This is a genomic window from Lactobacillus sp. WILCCON 0058, from assembly GCF_057198005.1.
This window is the reverse complement of sequence record NZ_JBUBHM010000001.1, coordinates 39718-61172: the sequence shown is the minus strand read 5'-3', so window position 1 is coordinate 61172 and position 21455 is coordinate 39718. Positions and strand designations below refer to the sequence as shown.

The 21455-nt window shown below is 52.1% G+C and carries 16 protein-coding genes, 3 rRNA genes and 1 pseudogene; 2 read left to right on the top strand and 18 right to left on the bottom strand.

Going from position 1 to position 21455, the window contains the following annotated elements; genetic code table 11:
- Nucleotides 1-3 precede the first annotated feature (3 nt).
- Complete coding sequence (locus ACYVUU_RS00305; protein WP_484499331.1) at nt 4-597, top strand: ABC transporter ATP-binding protein; 594 nt, start codon at nt 4-6, stop codon at nt 595-597.
- 78 nt (nt 598-675) lie between these two features.
- On the opposite strand, the gene ACYVUU_RS00300 is transcribed toward ACYVUU_RS00305, so the two are convergent.
- The 16 genes and pseudogenes from ACYVUU_RS00300 to ACYVUU_RS00225 all read right to left on the bottom strand — a co-directional run bounded on the left by ACYVUU_RS00300 (nt 676) and on the right by ACYVUU_RS00225 (nt 16875).
- Complete coding sequence (locus ACYVUU_RS00300; protein ID WP_484499332.1) at nt 676-1551, bottom strand: ROK family protein; 876 nt, start codon at nt 1549-1551, stop codon at nt 676-678.
- Between the two features lie 39 nt (nt 1552-1590).
- Entirely contained in the window at nt 1591-2553 is a 963-nt protein-coding gene (gene manA / locus ACYVUU_RS00295; protein ID WP_484499333.1) for a mannose-6-phosphate isomerase, class I, read from the bottom strand.
- Between the two features lie 84 nt (nt 2554-2637).
- Nucleotides 2638-4032: a glycoside hydrolase family 1 protein gene (locus tag ACYVUU_RS00290; RefSeq protein WP_484499334.1), complete on the bottom strand. Its 1395-nt coding sequence runs from the start codon at nt 4030-4032 to the stop codon at nt 2638-2640.
- Nucleotides 4032-4907, bottom strand: a complete 876-nt coding sequence (locus tag ACYVUU_RS00285; protein WP_484499610.1) for an ROK family protein — start codon at nt 4905-4907, stop codon at nt 4032-4034. Before ACYVUU_RS00285 ends, ACYVUU_RS00290 begins: the two co-directional genes overlap by 1 nt.
- A 104-nt stretch (nt 4908-5011) precedes the next feature.
- Nucleotides 5012-5338: a PTS lactose/cellobiose transporter subunit IIA gene (locus ACYVUU_RS00280; protein WP_439776289.1), complete on the bottom strand. Its 327-nt coding sequence runs from the start codon at nt 5336-5338 to the stop codon at nt 5012-5014.
- A gap of 36 nt (nt 5339-5374) precedes the next feature.
- Nucleotides 5375-6820, bottom strand: coding sequence for a PTS sugar transporter subunit IIC (locus ACYVUU_RS00275; protein ID WP_484499609.1), 1446 nt, complete (start codon nt 6818-6820; stop codon nt 5375-5377).
- Between the two features lie 34 nt (nt 6821-6854).
- Nucleotides 6855-7175 carry a PTS sugar transporter subunit IIB gene (locus ACYVUU_RS00270; protein ID WP_484499220.1) on the bottom strand — a complete coding sequence of 107 codons (321 nt, stop codon included), beginning with the start codon at nt 7173-7175 and terminating at the stop codon, nt 6855-6857.
- A 285-nt stretch (nt 7176-7460) separates the two neighbouring features.
- A 5S ribosomal RNA gene (gene rrf / locus ACYVUU_RS00265) occupies nt 7461-7577 on the bottom strand.
- 69 nt (nt 7578-7646) lie between these two features.
- A 23S ribosomal RNA gene (locus tag ACYVUU_RS00260) occupies nt 7647-10553 on the bottom strand.
- 217 nt (nt 10554-10770) lie between these two features.
- Nucleotides 10771-12334: ribosomal RNA gene (locus tag ACYVUU_RS00255) — 16S ribosomal RNA — on the bottom strand.
- The 16S, 23S and 5S rRNA genes sit together here, the layout of an rRNA operon.
- A 458-nt stretch (nt 12335-12792) precedes the next feature.
- Nucleotides 12793-13365 (bottom strand): hypothetical protein, encoded by a 573-nt coding sequence (locus ACYVUU_RS00250; protein ID WP_439775734.1) that lies wholly within the window; start codon nt 13363-13365, stop codon nt 12793-12795.
- Between the two features lie 462 nt (nt 13366-13827).
- Nucleotides 13828-14019: pseudogene (locus ACYVUU_RS00245) on the bottom strand (2-hydroxymuconate tautomerase); the annotation flags it as partial.
- 75 nt (nt 14020-14094) lie between these two features.
- Nucleotides 14095-14937, bottom strand: coding sequence for an NAD(P)H-binding protein (locus tag ACYVUU_RS00240; protein WP_484499339.1), 843 nt, complete (start codon nt 14935-14937; stop codon nt 14095-14097).
- Nucleotides 14938-15070: 133 nt separating this feature from the next.
- Nucleotides 15071-15499, bottom strand: coding sequence for an Rrf2 family transcriptional regulator (locus ACYVUU_RS00235; RefSeq protein WP_439775736.1), 429 nt, complete (start codon nt 15497-15499; stop codon nt 15071-15073).
- Nucleotides 15500-15588: 89 nt separating this feature from the next.
- Nucleotides 15589-16068, bottom strand: a complete 480-nt coding sequence (locus ACYVUU_RS00230) for a YcxB family protein (RefSeq protein ID WP_439775737.1) — start codon at nt 16066-16068, stop codon at nt 15589-15591.
- A gap of 96 nt (nt 16069-16164) precedes the next feature.
- On the bottom strand, nt 16165-16875 hold the full coding sequence (locus ACYVUU_RS00225) for a DUF975 family protein (RefSeq protein ID WP_439775738.1): 711 nt from the start codon (nt 16873-16875) through the stop codon (nt 16165-16167).
- Between the two features lie 148 nt (nt 16876-17023).
- Here ACYVUU_RS00225 and ACYVUU_RS00220 point away from each other — a divergent pair, with 148 nt between their 5' ends.
- Nucleotides 17024-19789, top strand: coding sequence for a DEAD/DEAH box helicase (locus tag ACYVUU_RS00220; RefSeq protein ID WP_484499608.1), 2766 nt, complete (start codon nt 17024-17026; stop codon nt 19787-19789).
- A gap of 25 nt (nt 19790-19814) precedes the next feature.
- On the opposite strand, the gene ACYVUU_RS00215 is transcribed toward ACYVUU_RS00220, so the two are convergent.
- A complete protein-coding gene (locus ACYVUU_RS00215; RefSeq protein WP_439775045.1) occupies nt 19815-20372 on the bottom strand; it encodes an ECF transporter S component in 558 nt (185 codons plus the stop codon).
- Between the two features lie 35 nt (nt 20373-20407).
- A complete protein-coding gene (locus ACYVUU_RS00210; RefSeq protein ID WP_484499342.1) occupies nt 20408-21241 on the bottom strand; it encodes a pyridoxamine kinase in 834 nt (277 codons plus the stop codon).
- Nucleotides 21242-21455: the final 214 nt, after the last annotated feature.

The window sequence follows — 21455 nt, the reverse complement described above, 5'->3', positions numbered from 1 at the left end:
AAAATGTTACAGGTTACTCATGTCAGCAAAAAATTCAAAGACGTCGACGTCCTAAAAGACGTTTCTTTAACTGTCAAGCCGGGCGAATTGATCCACATCGTCGGGGTCAACGGATCCGGCAAGTCAACTTTATTCAAGATCATCACTGGTCTGCTTAAGGCCGACAGCGGCACGGTCAGCCTGGACTCCGGCGACGTGATCGGGGCCTTGATCGAAAACCCGGGCTTTTTGGAATATGAAACCGCCTGGGCCAACCTGCGTTTCTTGGCCAATGTCCACCACAAGTTCCAGGAAGACAAGGTCAAAAAGCTGCTCACCGACTTTGACCTGGACCCAGACAGCCGGCAAGCCGTTGGCAAATACTCTATTGGCATGCGGCAGAAAGTCGGCATCATCCAGGCTATCATGGAAGACCAAAACATCATTCTTTTGGACGAACCAACCCGGGGCATCGACAAGAAAGGGGTCAAGCAGTTTGTCGACCTGCTTGAGCGGCTGAAAACTGAAGGCAAGTCCGTCGTCGTTGCCAGCCACGATGACATCCCCGGCCTAGTCTATGACCGGACCTTGACCCTGGAAAATGGGGAACTGAAATAAAAATCAATCCATAACAAAACCAGCCCAAGCTTTCGCTTGAGCTGGTTTTTTAGTGCTATTATCTTGTTTTTCCGCTTGTTACTTAAGCAGGTCCTTGGCCATTTCAAAGCAGCCCAGGGTAGCTGAACCGTTGTTGGCAACGATTGGCCGCACGATCAGTTCGTCCAAGTCCGGCAAGGCAACGTAGTCGTTGTTCATTTCCGCGAAGTACTTTCTGACCGTTGGCATGTCGCCTTCGTTCAAAACTGACCCGCCGACAACCATGACGTCTGGCCGGATGGTCAGGTAGATGTTGTAGAGCATCTCCGCCACGTAGTAGGAAATCAAGTCAAAGACTGGGTGGCTGCGGTCCAGGTCTTCACCAGGAATCCCGGTTCTGCCCTTGATGGTCGGACCAGCCGTCAGGCCTTCCCCACAGGCGTCGTGGTGGAAAGGACAACCGCCTTCATACTTGTCGTCCGCCCGCTTAGGAATGCGCATGTGGCCCATTTCTGAGTGGTTGGTGTAGCCGATGAAGTGGCCTTGCTGGATGGCACCAGCCCCAACGCCAGTACCGATGGTGATGTAAAGGTAGGTCTTTTCATCATCCCGGCCGCGGGCAATGTATTCCCCGTAGCAGGAAGCGTTGACGTCAGTCGTCAAAACGGCTGGTACGCCCAGTTCCTTTTCAAAGTAGCCCTTCAATTCAGTATTTGACCAGCCTGGCTTTGGGGTCTTGGAAATGTAGCCAAAAGTCTCTGACTTCGGGTCGATGTCGATCGGGCCAAAAGAGCCGATCCCGATGGCCTTGACTGGGTTCTCCTTGAAGAAGTCCCGGCAGGCTGCCAAAGTTTCCGCCGGAGTCGTGGTTGGCACCCGCTTGGTTGCCGTCGTTTCCCCAGTTTCCACGTTTTGCACGCCTAAGATGAACTTGGTGCCGCCGGCTTCAATGCTGCCTACAAAAGTATCTGTCATGTTCTCACCTATGCTTCTGTTAACTTTCGATTTTGTCTTTTAAGCTTCATCGCCTGGTTTGGAAGCGATAATCGTTGCTTGACCATCTAAAGTATAACAGGAAATCGTCGTTGGCAAAATCAGATGATCACCTTTTTTCAGCGGGTAAGTCTGCCCGTCGACCGTCAAGTCGCAAGCTCCGTCCAAAACTGACAGCAAGCGGTACTTGCCGTCCTTGATCTCAAAGTCGCCCTTGCCGTGAACATCCAGCTTGAAGACGCCGAAGTATTCCGCCATAACGAACTGGGTCACGTGAACGTCGCCAACATCCCATTCTTCATGGTTGAGCTTTGGCATCTCAAACGGCACTTGCACCGTGTCGATTGACTGCTGCAGGTGAAGTTCCCGCAGCTTGCCGGTCTTCTTGTCCACCCGGTCAAAGTCGTACATCCGGTAGGTGGTGTCGCTGGACTGCTGGGTTTCCAAAACCATGATGCCGCTGCCGACAGCGTGCACCATGCCATGCGGCACGTAGAAGAAGTCACCTTCGTGCACCGGAACGGTCCGCAAGAGCTTCTTCCATTCCCCGTTTTTCACCATTTCGGCGAATTCTTCCCGGGTCTGGGCATTGTGGCCGTAGTAGAGCTTAGCGCCTGGCTTGGCCTTGATCACGTACCAGGATTCAGTCTTGCCCAATTCCCCTTCGTGGATTCTGGCGTATTCATTGTCCGGGTGCACTTGCACGGACAGGTCTTGGTTGGCATCCAAAATCTTGGTCAGAAGCGGGAAGACATCCCCTTTGGCATTGCCAAAAAGTTCCCGGTGCTGGTCCCAAAGCTCATTCAGCTTCATCCCCTTGTAAGGGCCGTTCTTGATGGTCGCCGGGCCGTGCGGGTGGGCGGAAATTGCCCAAGCTTCACCGGTGTGGTCACTGGGAATCTGGTAGCCAAATTCGTCTTTTAAGCCAGTGCCGCCCCAAATTTTTTCATGAAAAACTGGTTCCAAAAATAATGGTTCTGCCATTTGTTTTGCTTCTCCTTAAAAAACATGTTTTTTCTTTACAGCTTCCATTGTAAACCTTTCCGGCAAGGCTTGTCGACCGCTTTCTTAATCAGCGTCGAGTTCGTTAGTATCGCTCAGCTTCCGGTACCAGTAAGCGGACTTCTTCAAAGTCTTCTTTTGGGTGTGGATGTCGTCGCGGATCAAGCCGTAGCGGTTCCGGTAGGCGTTCATCCAGGACCAGTTGTCAATGGCAGTCCAGAGGAAGTAGCCCTTGCAGTTGCTGCCTTCGCTGATCCCCTTGTGGAGCCACTTCAAGTGGTCGCGGATAAAGTTGATCCGGTAGTCGTCTTGGACTTCACCCTTGTCGTCCAGGAAGCGTTCTTCTCTGGAAACACCCATGCCGTTTTCTGAAACAAACCACGGGAAGTTATCATAGTTTTCACGCAGGTTGACGGAGATGTCGTAGAGGGCCTTCGGGTAGATTTCCCAGCCCTTGTCGACGTTCATGATCCGGCCTGGCATCTCGTAGTTGTCGAAGTGGATGTCCGGCATCCAGTCTTGCAGGCTCTTTGGAGAGATGGCTGGTGCTTGAACCCGCATTGGCTGGTAGTAGTTGACGCCCAGCAGGTCGATCGTGCTTTCCTTGATCAAGTCCAGTTCTTCTTGAGTAGCATCCCAGAGAACGCCATCATCAGCCAGGATCTTGACGATTTTTTCCGGGAAGGTCCCCTTGATGGCGGCCTCAAGCCAAAGGTCAACGCACCAAAGGTTGGCAAATTCCGCTGCTTCCAGGTCAGCTGGCTCGTTTGATCTTGGGTAAGCCGGGGTCAGGTTCAAGATGATCCCAACCGTGTGCTCGTCGTCATTGAAGCGGGTGTGGAACTTTTGAATAGCCTTGGCGGAAGCCAGGTTGATGTTGTAAGTTACCTGGACAGCCAGCGGGCCGTCAACTTTGAGCGGGTAGTGGAACTTGTACAGGTAAGCCCCGTCAACGATAACCTTAGGCTCGTTGAAGGTGAACCAGTGCTTGACCCGGTCGCCGTAGAGCTCGAAGCACTTGTCAGCAAACTTGGCGAACAAGTCGCCGACGTGCTTGTCTTCCCAGCCGCCGTACTTCTTTTGCAGTTCGTAAGGCATGTCGAAGTGGCAGAGGTTCATGTAAGGTTCAATGCCGTTTTCCAGCATGCAGTCGATCAGGTCGCTGTAGAACTTGGCCCCGTCCGGGTCAACTTCGCCCGTCTCAAAGTCAGCAATCAAGCGGGACCACTGGATTGAGGTCCGCAGGTGCTTGATGCCGGCTTCCTTCATCAAAGGCAGGTCCTTCTTGTAGTCATTGTAAAAGTTGGACGCCGTGTCCGGCCCGACCCCATTGTAAAAAGCTTGCGGGTCAGTGTCGTACCAATAGTCAAAAACGTTACGGTGACGCTTGTTAAAGCGGCCTTCAGTCTGCGGGCCTGAGCAGGCAGCACCCCAGGCAAAATCATCTGGAAACTTCAGCATTATTCTTCTCCATGTTCTTGTTCAAAATCATATACGCAGCCGCGCAAGTTGGCTTCACCGCGGTATTCACACACGGCCAGGTCTGGCTTGACGGTGGCAATGCCCACCTCTTGGCGGATTCGTTCAATTTCTTCATTCAAAAGGCCCAGCAGGTCAGGGTTGTTGGAAATCGCCCCGCCGATGATGATCTTTTCCGGGTCAAAGCCGTGCTGCAGGTTGAAAATAGCAGCTGCCAAAGCCTTGATCGACCGGTTTCTTTCCTTAAGAGCCAGAGGATCGCCGGCCTTGGCCAGGTCGTAGACTTCTTTGCCGGAAGCTTCATGGCCGCTGGCCTCACTGTAGCGTTCAGCCATTTGGACCGGGGAAGCAGCCTGGCTCAAGGTCATGCCGGCTTCAGCCGTGGTTTGGTAGCCGAACTCGCCCCCGTAAAGGTGGGCACCGTGCCAGATCTGCCGGTTGAAGATGATGGCCCCGCCGACGCCGGTACCGATGACCATAAAGGCCAGGGAGGAATTGTTTTTGCCGGCACCGTCAGCCAGTTCGGCCAGAGCCGCGCAGTTGGCATCATTTTCGATGCTTACTGGCAGGCCGAAGATTTCTTCCAATTTCGGCACGATCGGGAAATTATGGATGTAAGGCAGAGCGCTGGCCCCTTCAATGACCCCGCTTTGCTTGTTCACGGCACCTGGTGAAGAGATGGCTACCCCGGTCACGGCGCTTTCCGCCTTGATCTTGGCCACTTCCCCGCCCAAAAGGCTGTAGAAGTCTTCCAGATTGTCCGGGGTTGGCAGAGCGTGCACTTTTTGCAAGCGGCCGTCTTCCCAGGTCGCGAACTTGATTGTGCTGCCGCCAATGTCGATTGCTGCTAAATTCATTCTTTGATCACCTTGTTTGTTAAATGACTGGCCTAGCCAGGTCAGCTTGGACGACATTTTTCAACTATGAGCCGCTTGTTTTCAGTTCTTGTCGCCAGCTGGCTTTACTTCTTTTCTGCCATCTTTTCGTAGACAGAAACCAGTTCATTTGCCAGGTCGATGTAAGTAATCGCGGTCATCAAGTGGTCTTGCGAGTGCACAACCAGCAAGGTCAGCTGGATATGTTCACCACTGGCTTCCTTGGTCAGCATGGCAGTTTGCGAGTTGTGAGCATCTACCAAGGCGTTGTTGGCTTCCTTAAGCTTGCCGTGCGCCTTTTCAAAATCACCTTCGTGAGCCGCGTCAATAGCTTCCTTGGCAAAAGCCCGGGCATTGCCGGCGTTGACGATCAAGCCCATGACGGACTGCATAGTTTGTTCTTCTTCACTCATTATTTTTAACCTTTTTCAATCTAAATTATCGTCGATTTACGCCTTTGCTTCAGCTTCAGCGTTTTCTTGTTCCCGCTTCAGCAAAACTTGGTCGTAACGCTTGGCAAATGGGAAGTAAACCAAAGTTGAAATTACCAAAACGCAGAACTGCCAGATGGCAATCTTCCAGCCACCAATGAAGAAACCGGACAGAACAGCTGGCGTGGTCCATGGAGCCGCAACACCGTTAAGCGGTGGCAGGATGCCGTAACGGATCAAGCCATAAGTTGACAGGCTGACGATCAGCGGCACGCAGAAGAATGGCACGGCCAGGAATGGGTTCATAACCAGTGGCAAACCGAACAGGAATGGTTCGTTGATGTTGAAAATTGACGGTACGAGTTCGATCTTACCAATTGCCTTCATCTGCTGGGACTTGGCGAACCAAACCGTGAAGACAACCAAACCGATCGTAATACCTGAACCAGTCAGGTTGATGAAGTTGTTGTAGAATTCGTTGGTAATAACGTGAGCCCCTTGGGCAACAGACAATTTGCCCGCGTGGTACAAAGCAGCGTTAGCCGCGGTGTTTGGCAGAAGGAAGGCGCCGGCAACTGAACCGACGATCAAACCGCCGTGAACGCCGAAGAACCAGAAGAATGGTACGGCCAGGCCGATAACGATGGCCCCGCCCCATGAGTCAGACAGACCCTGCATCGGCATTTCCAGAACTTGGTAGATCCATTGCAACATGTCAGTGTTGCCAAAAGTCTTGAAGGCAGCAAACAGCAGCATGCAGGCAGTCAAGTCAACACCGGCTGGGATCATGGCTGAGAACTGCTTGGAAACGCTGGATGGAACTTGTTCTGGCAGCTTGATCTTCCAGCCCTTCTTCATCATGGCGCTGTAGCTCCAACCGACCAAAAGGCCGATGATGATAGCAGCAACCATCCCTTGGCCGCCAAACCAGGTAATGTTCAAAACGTTAGTGACTGGTGAAGCCAGGAAGGTCTGCAAAGCGTGCGGCAATTTGTCGATGTTTTGCGTAACGGCTGAGCCTGACAGTACGACCTTGCCGGCCGCGTTGCTGATGCCGCTGGCTTCAGCGGCCTTCAGCGGGCTGTCAACCTGCATGAATTGCAAAAGCAGGAAGGCTGACAGAGCAGTCAAAGCAGCCGGAAGAGGCTCAACTTTTTCATTCTTGACATAGACATAGGCAATCCCGACGACTGACCAAACTGAGATCATCCCGAAACTGGCCGTGTAAGCCTGGCTAAAGAAGGCTGACCAGCCACTGTTGGCCAGGGCTTGGGACACTGCCGGAATTGGGAAGTTGGACATGATCAAGAAGATCGACCCAATAATGATAAATGGCAGCGAGTAGACCATCCCGTCTTGGATAGCCTTAACAGCCTTCGTGTTAACAAACTTCATAATTGGTGGCAGAATCTTTTGATTGACAAAAGCACTGAATCCACCCTGCTTTGTAGTTTCTGTACTCATCACTTTTTCCTCAATTTACAAACGCAAAAGCTCTTTACTTGCTCATTACCTTAGTAGCTTGTTGAACAACCTTTTCTCCGTCCATCATGCCGTAAGCAGCCATGTCGATGACATCGACTGGAACATCGGTGCCTTCAACCTTCTTTTGGAAGTCAGCCAGCATGTAGCGGACTTGCGGCCCAAGCAAGATGCAGCTGATGTTCTTGTTTTCCAAGTTTGAATCAGCTTCAGCTGCTGGACAGGCAAAAATTTCGTAGTCCAAGCCGTCCTTCTTAGCAGCTTCTTGCATCTTCTTAACCAGCATACTGGTACTCATCCCTGCTGAGCAGCACAGCATAATCGTTTTTTCAGCCATTCTAATTACCTCCTAGAACTTCTCTCCAATGTGTTATCGCTTACAAAACACATTATACGCTTGCAAAAAGAGTATGTCTAGTAGGTTTAAAAAATATGTCTTTTGTTTTTGACTTTTTAAGTAGTTCCAAAGGAGTAGCTAGTTTATTACAGACCACTAGCGTGGCCATAGCGCAGGCCGTTGGAACGTAAAAAAACGACCGACATTTCGCCGGCCGTTGTTAGTATTCACTTCATTTTTTCAATATATCAAAAAAGAGCCAGACTTCCGTCTGACTCTTGTCTCGCGCGGCAGCTTCCTATCCTCGCAGGCAGTTTCCCACCAACTACTTTCGGCGTTAAGAAGCTTAACTGCTGTGTTCGGCATGGGAACAGGTGTATCCTTCTTGCCATTGCCACCGCACTCTCTTTGAGCTTGCACGCTCAAAACTGAATATCTCTTCCTAGTCAAAACCTTCATTGCTTCGCTCTTTTGGTCAAGTCCTCGACTGATTAGTACCGGTCCGCTCCAAAGCTCACGCTTCTTCCACTCCCGGCCTATCTACCTCATCGTCTCTGAGGTGTCTTACTTTCTTGAAGAAATGGGAAATCTCATCTTGAGGGGGGCTTCGCACTTAGATGCTTTCAGCGCTTATCCCGTCCGCACATAGCTACCCAGCGATGCCTTTGGCAAGACAACTGGTACACCAGCGGTGCGTCCATCCCGGTCCTCTCGTACTAAGGACAGCTCCTCTCAAATTTCCTGCGCCCACGACGGATAGGGACCGAACTGTCTCACGACGTTCTGAACCCAGCTCGCGTGCCGCTTTAATGGGCGAACAGCCCAACCCTTGGGACCGACTTCAGCCCCAGGATGCGACGAGCCGACATCGAGGTGCCAAACCTCCCCGTCGATGTGAACTCTTGGGGGAGATAAGCCTGTTATCCCCAGGGTAGCTTTTATCCGTTGAGTGATGGCCCTTCCATGCGGTACCACCAGATCACTAAGCCCTACTTTCGTACCTGCTCGAGCTGTATCTCTCGCAGTCAAGCTCCCTTTTACCTTTACACTCTGCGAATGATTTCCAACCATTCTGAGGGAACCTTTGGGCGCCTCCGTTACACTTTAGGAGGCGACCGCCCCAGTCAAACTGCCCGTCAAACACTGTCCTCGGCCTGGATCACAGGCCTGAGTTAGAGCATCCGTCAAGCAAGGGTAGTATCCCAACAGCGCCTCAGATAAGACTGGCGTCCTATCTTCTCAGGCTCCTACCTATCCTGTACATGCTTGACAGATACCCAATATTAAACTGCAGTAAAGCTCCATGGGGTCTTTCCGTCCTGTCGCGGGTAACCCGCATCTTCACGGGTATTATAATTTCACCGAGTCTCTCGTTGAGACAGTGCCCAAATCATTACACCTTTCGTGCAGGTCGGAACTTACCCGACAAGGAATTTCGCTACCTTAGGACCGTTATAGTTACGGCCGCCGTTTACTGGGGCTTCAATTCAAACCTTCGCTTGCGCTAAGCTCTCCTCTTAACCTTCCAGCACCGGGCAGGTGTCAGCACCTATACTTCATCTTACGATTTTGCAGATGCCTGTGTTTTTGATAAACAGTTGCTTGGGCCTTTTCACTGCGGCTGATCTTGCGACCAGCGCCCCTTCTCCCGAAGTTACGGGGCCATTTTGCCGAGTTCCTTAACGAGAGTTCTCTCGCTCACCTGAGGATACTCTCCTCGACTACCTGTGTCGGTTTGCGGTACGGGTGCACCGTTTCTGGCTAGAAGCTTTTCTCGGCAGTGTGACGTCGCAGCCTTCGCTACTTTAATTTCGCTCCTCATCACGCCTTGTCCTTATGAAAGCAAGCATTTGACTCGCTCTCAGACTTGACGCTTGAACGTGGTATCCAGCACCACGCGCTGCTAGCCTCCTGCGTCCCTCCATCGCTCATAACGATTCGGTGCAGTACAGGAATCTCAACCTGTTGTCCATCGACTACGCCTCTCGGCCTCGCCTTAGGTCCCGACTTACCCTGGGCGGACGAGCCTGCCCCAGGAAACCTTAGTCTTGCGGCGGACAGGATTCTCACCTGTCTTTCGTTACTCATACCGGCATTCTCACTTCTAGAAGCTCCACATGTCCTCTCGGTCATGCTTCTCCGCCGCTAGAACGCTCTCCTACCACGTGCATAATGCACATCCACAGTTTCGGTATCATGCTTAGCCCCGGTAAATTTTCGGCGCGGCGTCACTCGACTAGTGAGCTATTACGCACTCTTTGAATGATGGCTGCTTCTGAGCCAACGTCCTAGTTGTCTGCGCAACTCCACATCCTTTTCCACTTAGCATGAATTTTGGGACCTTAACTGGTGATCTGGGCTGTTTCCCTTTCGACTACGGATCTTATCACTCGCAGTCTGACTCCCGCACATAAATGTCTGGAATTCGCAGTTTATCTGAATTCAGTAACCCTTGACGGGCCCCTAGTCCAAACAGAGCTCTACCTCCAGCATCCTCTTTGCGAGGCTAGCCCTAAAGCTATTTCGGAGAGAACCAGCTATCTCCAAGTTCGTTTGGAATTTCACCGCTACCCACAACTCATCCCCGCAATTTTCAACTTACGTGGGTTCGGTCCTCCAGCGCGTTTTACCGCGCCTTCAACCTGGTCATGGGTAGGTCACTTGGTTTCGGGTCTGCGTCAGCCAACTGCTCGCCCTCTTCAGACTCGCTTTCGCTGCGGCTCCGTCTTTTCTGACTTAACCTTGCTGACTAACGCAACTCGCCGGTTCATTCTACAAAAGGCACGCCATTACCCCTTAACGGGCTTTGACTACTTGTAGGCACACGGTTTCAGGTTCTCTTTCACTCCCCTCCCGGGGTTCTTTTCACCTTTCCCTCACGGTACTGGTTCACTATCGGTCACTGGTTAGTATTTAGCCTTGCGAGATGGTCCTCGCGGATTCAAACGGGATTTCACGTGTCCCGCCCTACTCAGGATACTGATAGGCCTTCTTTGGATTTCGCTTACGGGGCTCTCACCCTCTCTGGCGCGTCTTCCCAAACGCTTCTGCTATCCTCTGAAGTGCCATGTCTCAGTCCTACAACCCCGGCAGATAAATCTGCCGGTTTGGGCTCTTTCCTGTTCGCTCGCCGCTACTTGGGAAATCGATATTTCTTTCTCTTCCTGCAGCTACTTAGATGTTTCAGTTCACTGCGTGTTCCTTTCTTGTGCTATGTATTCACACAAGAATAGCATGTCTGCACATGCTGGGTTCCCCCATTCGGAGACCTCCGGATCAAAGCCTACTTACGGCTCCCCGAAGACTTTCGCGGTTAGTCGCGTCCTTCATCGGCTTCCAGTGCCAAGGCATTCACCGTGCGCCCTTCTTCACTTGACCTTGCAAGTTTTGTTCTTTCGAACTCTCTAGGTCGCTTTGCAATGTTTTCATTGATCTCAATGATTCTCGGTTTTTTCTTGGAATTAAGATATTCAGTTTTCAACGTACAAGTGAGAGTTGATACTCTCAAAACTGAACAAAGTTTCTTGCAGTGTGCTTCCGTAACTCACAATCGTCTATTAGTGTTCCCACTCTCTGATTGTGTGTCTTTCCTTAGAAAGGAGGTGATCCAGCCGCAGGTTCTCCTACGGCTACCTTGTTACGACTTCACCCCAGTCATCTGCCCTGCCTTAGGCGGCTGACTCCTAAAAGGTTATCCCACCGACTTTGGGCATTGCAGACTTCCATGGTGTGACGGGCGGTGTGTACAAGGCCCGGGAACGTATTCACCGCGGCGTGCTGATCCGCGATTACTAGCGATTCCAGCTTCGTGCAGGCGAGTTGCAGCCTGCAGTCCGAACTGAGAACAGCTTTAAGAGATCCGCTTGCCTTCACAGGTTCGCTTCTCGTTGTACTGCCCATTGTAGCACGTGTGTAGCCCAGGTCATAAGGGGCATGATGACTTGACGTCATCCCCACCTTCCTCCGGTTTGTCACCGGCAGTCTCTCTAGAGTGCCCAACTTAATGATGGCAACTAAAGACAAGGGTTGCGCTCGTTGCGGGACTTAACCCAACATCTCACGACACGAGCTGACGACAGCCATGCACCACCTGTCTCTGCGTCCCCGAAGGGAAAGACTTATCTCTAAGTTTTGCACAGGATGTCAAGACCTGGTAAGGTTCTTCGCGTTGCTTCGAATTAAACCACATGCTCCACCGCTTGTGCGGGCCCCCGTCAATTCCTTTGAGTTTCAACCTTGCGGTCGTACTCCCCAGGCGGAGCGCTTAATGCGTTTGCTGCGGCACTGAGAACCGGAAAGTCCCCAACACCTAGCGCTCATCGTTTACGGCATGGACTACCAGGGTATCTAATCCTGTTCGCTACCCATGCTTTCGAGCCTCAGCGTCAGTTGCAGACCAGAGAGCCGCCTTCGCCACTGGTGTTCTTCCATATATCTACGCATTCCACCGCTACACATGGAGTTCCACTCTCCTCTTCTGCACTCAAGAATGACAGTTTCCGATGCAGTTCCACGGTTGAGCCGTGGGCTTTCACATCAGACTTATCATTCCGCCTGCGCTCGCTTTACGCCCAATAAATCCGGACAACGCTTGCCACCTACGTATTACCGCGGCTGCTGGCACGTAGTTAGCCGTGACTTTCTGGTTGATTACCGTCAAATAAAGACCAGTTACTGCCTCTATCCTTCTTCACCAACAACAGAGCTTTACGATCCGAAAACCTTCTTCACTCACGCGGCGTTGCTCCATCAGACTTGCGTCCATTGTGGAAGATTCCCTACTGCTGCCTCCCGTAGGAGTTTGGGCCGTGTCTCAGTCCCAATGTGGCCGATCAGTCTCTCAACTCGGCTACGCATCATTGCCTTGGTAGGCCTTTACCCCACCAACTAGCTAATGCGCCGCGGGCTCATCCTAAAGTGACAGCTAAAAGCCGCCTTTCAAACTTGAATCATGCGATTCATGTTGTTATCCGGTATTAGCACCTGTTTCCAAGTGGTATCCCAGTCTTTAGGGCAGATTGCCCACGTGTTACTCACCCATCCGCCGCTAGCGTCCAACAAATCATCCCGAAGGAATCTTTGAATTCAGCTCGCTCGACTTGCATGTATTAGGCACGCCGCCAGCGTTCGTCCTGAGCCAGGATCAAACTCTCAATTTGAAAATTGAGCCTTTTTAATCTGCTCCAGATTATTTGCTTGCGAATTGACTTCGCTTATTTGTTTGGATCAAACAATGTTTGACCCGCACACTGCGAAACTTTGTTCAGTTTTCAAAGTACCAACTTGCGTCAAGTGACGCAACGTTTTATATCTTACTCGCTTGTTTGATTCTTGTCAACAAGTTTTCGATATTTTCTTTTTTGCCTCCGCGAGAACTTCCTGTCTCACGCGGCAACAAATATTAGTATACTCGTTATTTTTGAAAGGTCAAATCAAGCTTTTCATCCGGTTTACATTATGAACACCCGGCAGAGTTGTGATAAGGTGGAGCCTGATCTCGTTCGGCAATATCAAGTGTAGTTGGCATTTTTGCTTTCTTTCTGTTTTCTTTGTTCGGAAAAAGGTGATTTTTTGGCTGATATTTTTTCTAAAAGTTTTTTGCTTTTTCTTTTCCAAATTACAAAAGCGCTTTCTTATTTGTCTGTTCTTCGACAATCTCAATTGCCAATTGGCAGCGGTCATAAACATCCCGCGCGCTTAGATGCAGTCCTTCAGCCAGCCACTCGTACAGGATCGCATAGATAATGTGAGCTGCATTATTCAGAGTCTTAATCGAATAGTCCCCGCTTAAGGAATGGGCATCAACGTAGCAAACTGTCTTCTTTCGCAGCAGCCATTCTACTTTCCGTGGAAAACGGGCCGCAAACTCTTTACCCTTGGCTTTCCCCTTCTCCGCATCAATCAAGGCCACCAAGTTCAAAATGAAACAGCGGTCTTTTTCCATATAGGTCAATAGTCTCTTTAAGCCGCTGGCGTAATCACCGCTTGCAAAGTACAAATGCTGGTCCAGCTTCTTTAATAGCAATTCTGCGCTGAGCTGCCGCATGCTGCCATAGTGGGCATAAAAGGTTGGCCGGGAGCAGGCAGCCAGCTTGCAGAACTTCTTGACGTTGATCTCACTGCCCCTCTCGCTGTCCAAGACCTGGGCCAGGATCTGGTTGGCTTCCAAAAGTTTGATACTGGTAATCATTTTTACTACCTCCGTTCGAGACACATTATCTGTGTCTCGAACTTTTTTTGCAGCCGGCAGCGCTAAAAGGCCGGTCTGGCGCGATTTCTTGTTTATTACGATTTAGTCGTAATGGAAAATCGGCAGCGCAGCAGCCGCCAGCCCTCTTTTCTTTCCGAAAACAAAAGCCAGCCCTGACCCTTCCTTGTCAGTGCTGGCTTCGCTGTGCTGTGTTGCGTTTTATCTTCCGCTTTCGCCTCAGTCGCTGTTTTCTACTCACTTTTCATCTATTATCTTATCACAAAACTTATACCGAGTTCAGTCAGTTCTTATACTAATTTTACTAAGATTTTTTCTTCTAAAAAAGTCCCCTCACCTTTTGTTTCTCTAGCCTTTTTCCTCTCTTGATTCACTTTGCACATTATTTCCCACCTGTTATTTTCCCGAAAAAAAGACCCACCCGCTCTGGGTGAGTCCAAATTCTTAGGCTTGTGGTTCTCTCCATTCGCCGCCTTGAGCCAGCTGCTGCTTGCCAAGTTCGCTGACAATAACAGAGATGTGTTCCTTTGGCGCGCCAGTGTCTTCTGAGATCACCCGGGTCACGTCCTTCATCATCTTTTCCAGTTGTTCTGGCGTACGGCCAGCCAAGAGTTCAATGTGTACAAATGGCATTGTTCTGCTCCTTTTTTCAAAAACAAGTAACTTTTCCTACATTATACCTGCTTTTTCAGAAAAAGCACCCCGCCAAAGCTACTTTGCCAAAAGTTCCTTGATTGCCTGGTCCAGTGGAGTCAAGCCACCCAGAACTTCTTCCAGGTCGCTGCTTTCTTCAGTCAATGAGCCATCATCAATTGGCTGCTGGAAGCTGGCGTACATTGCCGCCGTGTCATGATCCAGGCCCACGCCTTCCAAGACCTGCACGTATTCGTCCTGGCTGACCTGCTTAGCTGCAGTGTCTTCACCAGTTGCCGCGTTCAAAGCCGCTGCCAAATCCTCGTAGCTCCGTTTTGGGCCGGCAAATTCATAAACTTCCTTTGGATCGTCACTAGTCAAAACCTTGACCGCTGCTTCCGCGTATTCTCTTTCCAGTGCCCAGCCGGCAAAATTATTTGCCCAGTAAAGACGGTTGGCTGGACCTGGAGCCAGGAATGACAGATCGTTTTCCAAGTACCAGTTGTCGCGCAGGAAAGAGTGCTTGATCCCGCTCTCCTTAAGCAGCTTTTCCGTCAGCTTGTGGTCAGCTGCCAGCCAGTTGTCGCTTTCGCTGGCCTTCGGGAAGCTGGTGTAAGCCACATAGCCAACGCCGGCTTTCTTAGCAGCTTCTACCACGTTCTTGTGCTGGTCAGCTCTAGTTACTGCCCCGCCTGGCTGAGAAGAAATGAAGAGAAACTTGTCCACGCCGTCCAAAGCCTTTTCTACAGCTGTTTCATCGCCGTAGTCGGCCTGGCGGATTTCCACGCCCGGGAAAAGCTTCTTGCCCTTTTCTTCATCGCGGACGATCGCCACTACATTTTCTGCCCCAACTGCTTCGACCAGCTTCTTGACCGCGGTCTGGCCAAAGTTGCCAGTAGCCGCTGAAATAGCGTACTTCATAATTGCCTCCGTTAGTTTTCTTTTTTCTCTGTTTTGTTTACTTGTTATTTTTAAATCTACAATTATTCTAGCACGTGTATTTTTAAAGTCAACACCTTTTCCCATAAAAAAACGCCAGCTTTCGCTGACGTAATTAGGCAAGTTGCCCTTCTTCTTTTATCTGCTTGACGATTTCCTGCAGGCTGATCTCCCGCATCTTGGCAAAAGCTGCCTCTTCCACTTCCGCGTAGGCCTTGGCCAGCGGCCCTTGAATGTTGCCGCCAACTGGGCACTTCTGCTCCGTGTCTTCATCAACGTGCAGCAAGTGGTGATCCATGTCGACTGCCGCGAAAATATCATAGAGGCTGATTTCTTCCGGCTGCTTGGCCAATTCCGGCTCAGCACTCCCCTGCTTGGTCTTCAACAGCCCTGCCTTGCGCAGGTCCATCATCAGGCTCCGCACCATGCTGGGATTGGTCACGATACTGCTTGCGATCGCCCGGCTGGACAGGTCGCCATCGGGAAAAATCTCGATATAGGCCAGCAGGTGGACCGCGTCGCTCAATTTATGGGAAAATTTCATTTCTTACCAGCTCCTTTTTAAAAAGCCTGTTTTCTTAATCTTAACAGCTTTTTCCGGGATTTGCCACTTTTGCCATGTTACACGTGAAACTATTGCTGGCATTTCTCCCGCAAAAAATCGATCAGTTCCGGGCTGCAGTTCTTCTTCAAGAGCAGCATGCCTTGGTCTGAAGCCGGCATCATGATGATTTCCTCGTCAGTTTCAATATAGCGGGTGATCTGGTCATAGCGGTATTCCCCGTCCCCCCGGTTGGTCAAAATCAAAAAGTGGTCCGGGTAAAATTCGTAGCGCACGTAGTCATCCTTGATGGCCGGCATGCCCGCGTAGATTTTCTTCAACCGCCGCTTATAGAGGTAGACGATTGCCGCTGGGTAAAAAGCAATCACCAGGGCAAACATGACCGTGAAGTCGTACTGTTTCAAGGCGAAAGCCACCGCTCCGGCCGCGATCCAGATTGCTTCCGCGATCATGATGATCCGCCGCCGGCTTTTTTCCGTCACCTTCATGGCCATCCTGGTGTACTCGTTCAGGTCCATGTGCACCTCGCTGATATATAGGGCTTGTTCCATCTGCCTCACGTCCTTTCTATAAAAATTATAAGCTATTCTTCCCCGCCCGTAAAAAAAGACGCGCCATAGCGCGTCTTTGAGTCAGTCCTAACTATATTAATATTTCTCATCCTTGCTCAGCTCATAAGTTTCCGCGATTGCCAAATTATAGTATGGCATCAGCCAGATCCCCAAAATTCCCAGAGTAAAGGCGGTTAAAATGTACCAGCCCAAGAAGGACAGGTTCAAACAGAGCAGCTTCCAGACCCGGCCCTTGGTCAGCTTCCAGCCAACGCCGATTTCCGCCCAGACTGACCGCTTCTGCCCGGCCTGGACGTCTTCGTCGATCACGTAGACAACATAGGTCAGCCGCAGCTCGATCCAGACCAGCAAAACGACCAGCAAGATCAAAAGAATGATGCCTGCCACCACCGGCACTTGCGGAATGGCTGACCCAACTACCGCGGCCGCGATTGCCACGGTCCCGGTCCCGATGATCAAGGCTTCAATCACCCCATAAATGAGCAAGCGAGCAATGTGCTGGCCGGTCAAGCCGCACCAGGCATTCGGCTCTTCCCCGCCCTTTTGGATCTTATTCCGCCAGCGGTCAAAGAAGATGTAGCCGTTAGCCGTCAACAGCGCGGCCGCGATTTCCAAAAGGAAAAAGATGATATTGGCTCCGGCTCCCGACTTGGAATCGGTCGCCTGGTCAACGACATTCGGTATGATATTTGCCACAATCAGCAGCAGACCCATCGGCATATAGACCTTCTTCGGGATCTGCTTCAAGTTTTCCCGGGCCAAAGCCCGGATTTCCTTCGCTTTCATTGTTCACTCCTCTGTAAAAAAGCTTTTATTATTTTCACTATTATTATAGCGCTGATTGTTTCACATGTAACATAGTTCTTTTCCTATCTGCCCTGCTGCCAGCGTATGTTATGATGGTAAAAAATCTTTCCACAGTGAGGTCGATTCCATGGAACTTTCCCCTTTGAGCCCGCCCCGGCTCGTCAGCAATCAGCAAGAAAACATCTGGCAAACCCTGCGCCGGCAGCTGCTGACCTGCCAGTCATTCACTTGGACCGTGGCCTTCATTACCGCCGACATGCTGCCAGCTTTCAAACTGGTTATGGAAGACCTGCAAGCCAGCGGAGTCCAGGGCACCATCATCACCGGGACCTACCTGGCCTTCAACCAGCCCCGGGTTTTCGCCGAACTCTTAAAAATTCCAAATCTACAAGTCCGGATCGTAGACGGCCCCTTCCACGCCAAGGGCTATCTTTTTGACCACGGGGACTGGCAGACCGCCGTCATCGGCAGCGCCAACTTCACCCGATCCGCCCTTCTGGCCAACCAGGAATGGTGCCTCAAGGTCGACTCTCAAAACGATTCGGCTTTGACCCAGCAACTAGCCGCGGCTTTAGCAGACTTGATGGCCAAAAGCCAGCCCTTGACCCGCCTCTGGCTGGCCGACTATGAAAAAAGCTGGCAGCCACCAGCCAAGCCTGTGTTACACGTGAAACAAGAAAAGATCGTTCCCAACCAGATGCAGGCAGCCGCCCTAAAAAATCTCCAAGCCATAGTCAAAAGCGGCACCCGCCGGGCCCTGGTGGTTTCCGCTACCGGGACAGGCAAGACCTACCTGGCGGCTTTAGCGGTCAAAGACTTTGCCCCCCGCCGCTTCCTCTACCTGGTCCACCGGGAAGAGATTGCCCGCAAGGCCCTGGAGACCTTCAAAAAAGTCATCGGCGGCAAGGACAGCGACTTCGCCCTTTTGACTGGGACCAGCCACCAGCAGGCCCGCTACACCTTCGCGACCATCCAGACCGTTTCCCAGGACCAGTTCCTGGCCAGTCAGGCTGCTGATTTTTATGACTACATCTTGATCGATGAAGCCCACCGGTCCGCCGCCCCCAGCTATCAAAAAGTCCTCAGCCACTTCAGCCCGGTCTTTTGCCTGGGCCTGACGGCCACGCCGGAGCGGATGGATCAGCAGGATATTTTTGCTCTCTTTGACTACAATTTAGCCTACGAGATCCGCCTGGCCGATGCCCTGGAAAGCAAAATGCTCACGCCCTTCCACTATATCGGCATCCGCGACTACGAAATTGACGGCCAGACTTCTGATGACTTCAGCGACCTCCGCTGGCTGGGCACAAAAGAGCGGGCCAATTACCTGCTTAAAGAACTGGACTACTACGGCTATAGCGGTCCCCGCCCCTGCGGCCTGGTCTTCTGCAGCCGGCAGGAAGAAGCCCGGCAATTGGCAGAAGCTTTCACGAACCAGGGCCAGCCAGCCCAGGCCTTGACCAACCTGGATTCTCCAGCTGTCCGCCGGCAGGCGGTCAAGGACCTGGAAAACGGCCGCCTTCACTACTTGGTAACGGTCGACCTCTTCAACGAAGGCGTGGACATTCCCGCCCTCAACCAAATCGTCATGCTCCGGGCCACCCAGTCAGCCACGGTCTTCATCCAGCAGCTGGGCCGGGGCCTGCGCCTCTACCCGGGCCAAGACTTCGTCACCGTCCTGGACTTCATCGGCAACTACCAAAACAACTATTTGATTCCCCTGGCCTTAGCCGGGAAAAAGCTCTCCCGCGACCAGCTGAAATACCAGCTGCAAACCGTCAGCTTTGCCGGCCTGTCCACCATCAACTTCAGCCGGATCGCCAGCCAGGAGATCCTAGCCTCCCTGGACAAGGTCAAGCTGGACTCACTCAAGCAGCTGCGAGAAGCCTACGGTGACCTTGCCCAGCAGCTAGGCCGGCCGCCCCTTTTGCTGGATTTTGCCAAAAAAGGCCAAGTCTCGCCCCGCCTCTGGCTGGACAGCAAGTCCCTGCCCCACTACGGGGCCTTCCTGGCCAAAATGGGTCAGCCCTGCCAGCTGTCCTCTTACGAAAGCCAGCTTCTCTCCTTCGTTACCAAGGAACTGACCCCGGGTCAACGGCCGCATGAGCTTTTGCTTTTGCAGGTTCTTTTGCAAAAAGGCAAAATCAGGCAAACTGATTTCCAAGCTCTTTTGCAAAAATACGGGGCCTACGACTCACCCGCCTTGGAAAAATCTCTAGCAGCCATCCTGTCCTTGGACTTTTATGATGTCAAAAGCGGTTCGACTACCCAAAAAGCCAAGTACGGCGGCGAGCCTGTCGCCTGCTTAAAAGACGGCTGCTGGTCTTTAAACTCCAAAATTGTCCAAGGCAGTCCGGACTTCCTTCGCCTTTTTAAAGACGCGGTCAAAACCGGCTTATTCCTCGCCAAAGAAAAAGACCCAGCGCAAGACTTCACCCTTTACGCGGCTTACGACCGCAAGGAGGTCTGCCGCCTGCTCAACTGGCCGCTAGATGTCAGCCGGCCCATGTACGGCTACCGGCTGACCGGTGACGTCTGCCCGGTCTTTATCACTTATCAAAAAACTGACCAGGAGCAAAGAAACGCCCGCTACGACAACCAAGCCCGCGGCCAGCGCCTGGCCTGGTACACCAGAACTCCCCGCCACCTGTCTTCTCCGGAAGTCCAGCAGCTCTTGCGGGGCACGGAATCCGGCCAGCAAGTCACCCGGATTCCAGTCTTCGTCAAGCGGGCTGATGCCTACGGCCCGAAGTTTTACTACCTGGGCTCGGCAAAAATTGATCCTGCCACGGTCCGCGAGGTTAAGCTCAAGGGCAAGAGCGCGGTTGGCCTGGACCTGGTCCTGCCTGATCCCCTGCCGGCCAAAATCGCCGACCAGCTTTTTGGCAATTAAAAAGGCTTCCCAGCCGGGAAGCCTTTTAGTGTGCCCGCTTCATGACGCGGACGGTAATATCTTTCAATGCAAAGTAGAGAATTGGCGTGCAAACCGCGGTTGAACAGGAGTTGATTACCGTGGCCAGCAGGCTCAAGAAGGCCGCTACCAGGGCCGGCTGCAAAGCCGTCCCGGCCATCAAGGCCTCCACGACCGTCGTCGCGTAAGAGGTAAAAATCTTGGTTACCCCGGCGATGACCGCCAAAATAATGATGTTCTTCTTGCTGTCGTTGTACTTCATGCCCTTGTAGACAGCTGACAAAACGGCAGCCACGACTACGACTTCCAGCATGGTCAGCCAGCTGGTAGCCGCGTAGCCGTTGAGAATGTCAAAGCCGCCCAGGCCGATGATCCCCGCCAAGGCCCCATTGCGGAAGCCCAGGTAGAGAATTGCCACGGCCGTCAAGGTGTTGCCGAAGTGGATGAAAGGCCGGCCCACGACTGCCGGCAGCGGGATCCGCAGGACCCAGATGCCGATATAAATCATGGCCGCGAACAAGCCGGTCATCACGACTGCTCTTAAAGAATTCTGTTCATCGCGCATTTTTCTTCTCCTCCTAAAAATAGATGATCAATGCACTAATTTTGCAACTGCCGCAAGAGCCAAGGCAGGGCCGCCGCGTAATTAGGGCCGAAGCGCTGGTCCTGGTCCAAATCAGTCGCCAGGATTGCCTTGGCCACGAAGTCTCCGGCCACGCCAGCCGCCTGCTCCAAGTCCAGCCCGTGAAGCAGGCCGGCCAAGAGGCAGCTGGCAAAAAGGTCCCCGGTACCAAAATAGCTACGCGGAATCCGGTCCTGGGTTCTTTCCCAAACCCGGCCGCCCCGGCTGAGCCCGTAAACCCCAATCCGGTTGTCGGCCAGGGGCACCCCGGTCAAAACCACCTGGGACAGGGCAAACTTCTGGGCCAGGCGCTGGGTAATCACGCAGGCCCGGTGGCTGTCAACCTCAGTAAAGTCGACCGGCTCATTCAAGAGCAGCAAGGCTTCAGTCAAGTTCGGCGTCAAAATCGTTGCCTGCCGGGCCAGCCGCTGCATCTGGACAACATAGCTGTCATCAAAGCCGCGGTAGAGACGGCCGTGGTCAGCCATGGCCGGGTCCAGCAAGATCAGTTTCCCCTGCCGGCTGTATTCTTCCAGCCCCTTCTCCCAGACCCGGCTGGCTGCCTGGCCCAGGTAGCCCAAATAGATGGCGTCAAAAGAGATATTTTCCTTGTCCCAGTGCGCCCAAATATCTGGCAGACTGGCCGACAGGTCCAGGAAGGTGTTCTCCCCGAATCCGCCCGTATGCGTAGACAAAATTGCCGTTGGCAAAGCCGCGGTCTGCAGGCCGCTGGCCCCTAACACGGGCAAGGCGACCGCCAGCGAGACTTGACCAACGCAGGATAGATCTTGACTGATCAAGACTGATTTCACTTTTGGCCCCTCCTTGTTGCTCAGTAAGCTCTATTATATGCTTGCTTAAAAAATATGAAAGCAATTCGTGCTGACTTTTTTCTAATCTGGTAATAACTAGTATAACACGCACGTTTTCATTTTCAGAGCACAAGAAAAGCCAGTTGCTTAGAAGAGCAGCTGACTTTGGTTAGGAATGTGTTGTGTATGTATAAAATTCAATGCAATGTTACAT